This is a genomic window from Micromonospora sp. S4605 (assembly GCF_003176715.1).
Classification (GTDB): Bacteria; Actinomycetota; Actinomycetes; order Mycobacteriales; family Micromonosporaceae; genus Micromonospora; species Micromonospora echinaurantiaca.
On the sequence record NZ_QGSW01000450.1, the window covers coordinates 1 to 3,335 of the forward strand.

Annotated in this window: 4 protein-coding genes; all 4 read right to left on the reverse strand. The window is 73.2% G+C overall.

The genetic code is table 11. From position 1 onward, the window contains the following. Window positions 1–14: 14 nt before the first annotated feature. Entirely contained in the window at window positions 15–779 is a 765-nt protein-coding gene (locus DLJ47_RS33885; protein ID WP_109906269.1) for a DUF4230 domain-containing protein, read from the reverse strand. 187 nt (window positions 780–966) lie between these two features. Beyond that, window positions 967–2,136, reverse strand: a complete 1,170-nt coding sequence (locus DLJ47_RS33890) for an acyl-CoA dehydrogenase family protein (protein ID WP_088997146.1) — start codon at window positions 2,134–2,136, stop codon at window positions 967–969. A 35-nt stretch (window positions 2,137–2,171) separates the two neighbouring features. After that, the gene (locus DLJ47_RS33895) at window positions 2,172–2,477 is read right to left on the reverse strand and encodes a type II toxin-antitoxin system VapB family antitoxin (RefSeq protein ID WP_076470742.1); all 306 of its coding nucleotides are present in this window, start codon (window positions 2,475–2,477) and stop codon (window positions 2,172–2,174) included. A 189-nt stretch (window positions 2,478–2,666) separates the two neighbouring features. Continuing rightward, the gene (locus DLJ47_RS33900; protein ID WP_109906271.1) at window positions 2,667–3,269 is read right to left on the reverse strand and encodes a nitroreductase family protein; all 603 of its coding nucleotides are present in this window, start codon (window positions 3,267–3,269) and stop codon (window positions 2,667–2,669) included. Window positions 3,270–3,335 lie beyond the last annotated feature (66 nt).

Consider the following 3,335-nt stretch of genomic DNA (forward strand, 5'->3'; position numbering starts at 1 on the left):
GGTGGGCGGTGAGGTTAGGGGGCGGTGTAGGTGACGGTGACCTTCTCGTAGCCGAGGGAGCGGAGCAGGCCCTCCAGCATCTTGCGGGTGTTCTCCTCGGCCCGCTGGGTCAGGCCACTGTCCCGGGCGGCGGCGGTGATCCGCTCCTCGGCGAGCTGGTAGACCTGCTGCTGACGGTTGGGGTCGCCGCCGACCAGGTCACCGACCCGGTTGAGCAGGCCGCGCTGCTCGGCGAAGACGTAGCTCTTCTCCAGGTCGAGGTTGGTCTGGCCGAGCTGGGGCGCCGGCAGCTTGATCTCCACCGACTTGCCGTCGGCCGACTCGACCACCGCGCCCTCGGAGATCTTGGTGAAGTCGACGTACGCCTCGACGCTGCCCGCCCCGACGAAGAGCGTCCGCTGGTTGAGCAGCCAGTCCGGCACGTTGCGCCGGTCGTTCTGCAGGTCGACCACGACCTGGAAGTTGCCCTCGGCGGCCACGTAACGGCTGAGATCCTGGATCGACTTGAGCAGCGGCGGCTGGCTGCGGTCGGTCTGCTCCTTGGCGAACGGGTTGCGGAAGTCCGGCAGGATGCCGGTCGCCTGCACGCCGAGCAGCACGACCACGGCGAGCGCCGCCGCGCCGAGCACCCAGAGCAGGCCGCGAGCCGGGCCACCGGGTGACGGCGGCGTGCCGGCGGCCGGCTCGGTCGGGCCGCCCGACCGGTCGCGCAGGTCGTCGCCCGTGGGGTATCCCGGGAACTCCCTGGTGGGCTCGTTGATGCCAGCGTCGCGGGCCATCGCCCTCACCGTCCTCGTCAGACAGGTCGTCTTGAAATGACGGTACGTCCCCGGTACGACACGCGCTCGCCGAGCGGCCGAGCCGCCCGTCCGCCCAGCTCAGCGCCGGTGCGCGGCACCGCTCGACCGGTCGCCGGCCGGGGCGCCGGGGCGCCGGGATGTCGGGGTGCCGGGGCGCCGCCGCCGGTCAGGCGAAGGCCGAGACGCCGGTGAGCTGCTGCCCGATGACCAACTGGTGGATCTCCGAGGTGCCCTCGTAGGTGAGCACGCTCTCCAGGTTATTGGCGTGCCGCATGATCGGGTACTCGCCGGAGACGCCGTTCGCGCCGAGGATGGTGCGGCACTGCCGGGCGATCGCCAGCGCCTCCCGCACGTTGTTCAGCTTGCCCACGCTCACCTGCGCCGGGCGCAGCCGGCCGGCGTCGGCGAGCCGGCCCAGGTGCAGCGCCAGCAGGTAGCCCTTGTGCAGCTCGACCGCCATGTCGGCGAGCTTGGCCTGGGTGAGCTGGAAACCGGCCAGCGGCCGGCCGAACTGGGTGCGGGTGCCGGCGTACGCCAGGGCGGTCTCCAGGCAGTCCCGGGCCGCGCCGAGCGCGCCCCAGACGATGCCGAACCGGGCCTCGGTGAGGCAGCTCAGCGGCGCCTTCAGGCCGACCGCCTCGGGCAGCCGCGCGGCGTCCGGCAGCCGGACGTCGTCCAGCGAGATCTCCCCGGTGACCGAGGCGCGCAGCGACATCTTGCGGGTGATCTCCCGCGCCGTCACCCCCGGCGTGTCCATCGGTACGGCGAACCCCCGCACCCCGTCCTCGGTGCGGGCCCAGATCACCGCAACGTCGGCGATCGGCGCGTTGGTGATCCACATCTTGCCGCCGGTGAGCACCCAGTCGGCGCCGTCGCGCCGGGCCCGGGTGGTCATCGACGCCGGGTCGGAGCCGTGGTCGGGCTCGGTCAGCCCGAAGCAGCCGATCGCCTCGCCGGTGGCCATCGAGGGCAGCCAGCGCTGCTTCTGCTCCTCGCTGCCGTAGCGCCAGATCGCGTACATGGCGAGCGAGCCCTGCACCGAGACCAGCGAGCGCAGGCCCGAGTCGCCGGCCTCCAGCTCCAGGCAGGCCAGCCCGTACGCGACCGCGGACGCGCCGGCGCAACCGTAGCCGTGCAGGTGCATGCCGAGCAGGCCGAGCTTGCCGAACTCGCGGGCCAGCTCGCGGGCGGGCACCCGGCCCTCCTCGTACCAGCCGGCGACGTGCGGGCGGACCCGGTCGTCCACCAGCTGGCGCACGACCGCGCGGATCTGCCGCTCCTCCTCGCTGAGCGACGAGTCCAGGTCGAGCAGGTCGAGCGGGGCGGTTGGGCTCATGGCAGCCACCCTAACGAAGGCTCAGCCGGGACCGGTCACTCCACCGGCTCGGAGAGCACCAGCACCCGGGCGTGGATCTGGTTGCGCTGCTGCAGTGCGGCGCGCAGCGCGCGGTGCAGCCCGTCCTCCAGGTAGAGCCCGCCGTTCCACTGCACCACGTGCGGGAAGAGGTCGCCGTAGAAGGTGGAGTCCTCGGCGAGCAGCTTGTCCAGCGCCAGCTCGCGCTTGGTGGTGATCAACTGGTCCAGGCGCAGCGGCCGCGGCGGGATCTCCGCCCACTGCTTGAGCGTCAGGTTGTGCTCCGGGTAGGGACGCCCGTCCCGAACCGCTCTGAAGATCACGACGGCACGCTCCCCTCCCCGTGGCCGGGCCGACCCGCGGCACCGTGCCGGGTCGCGGCGTGGCACCGCGACGCGCGGTACCGATGACCGTGCCAGCCTAGCCGGCCGTACCACACCGCGTTCTGCTCCCTGATGTCAGTTTCGCTACCGCTGGTCCGTTCCTCAACCCGACGAACCCGCACCAACCGGTCAGCTCCACCGGCCGCGCCGGACCACTTCATCGACCGGACGCCGACCTCGACGCAGCGATGGTGACCGATGGTCGAGTGCCCGGTAACCGATGGTGATCGCGCCGACGGGCTGGTACTCCGGCGGGACCCCGAACGCCTCCCGGTAGGCGTCCAGCCGCTGCGGCGGGATGCCGAAGAAGCACGCCCCCAGCCCCTCGTCCACCGCGGTCAGCAGCATCAGCAGCGCGGCGAAGCCGGCGTCGACGTACCAGTAGGGCACCGGCCAGCGCTCCGGCGAGCGGTCCGTCCAGCCCTTGTCCGGCTCGGCGTACCGGTCCAGGTAGGCGTCGCGGTTCGCGTGCGGGACGACGATCAGCGGCGCCCGGCGCATGCCGGCCAGCCAGCGCTCCCGGCCGCCGCTCGCCGGGGTGGTCGCCGCCCAGAACCGGTCCCGGTCCGCCGGCGTCTCCAGCACCAGGAAGCCCCAACCCTGGGCGAACCCGGCGGACGGCGCGCGGACCGCGTGGTCGAGCAGGCGCTCGACCACGTCGGGCGGGACGGAGCGGTCCGGGTCGTAGTTGCGCACCATCCGACGCCGGCGGACCACCTCGGCGAACTCCATGCCGCCCCCGTCAGGCCCCCGGCCGGACGCCCCAGGCGCCGGGCGGGACCTGGCGGGGCGCCTGGG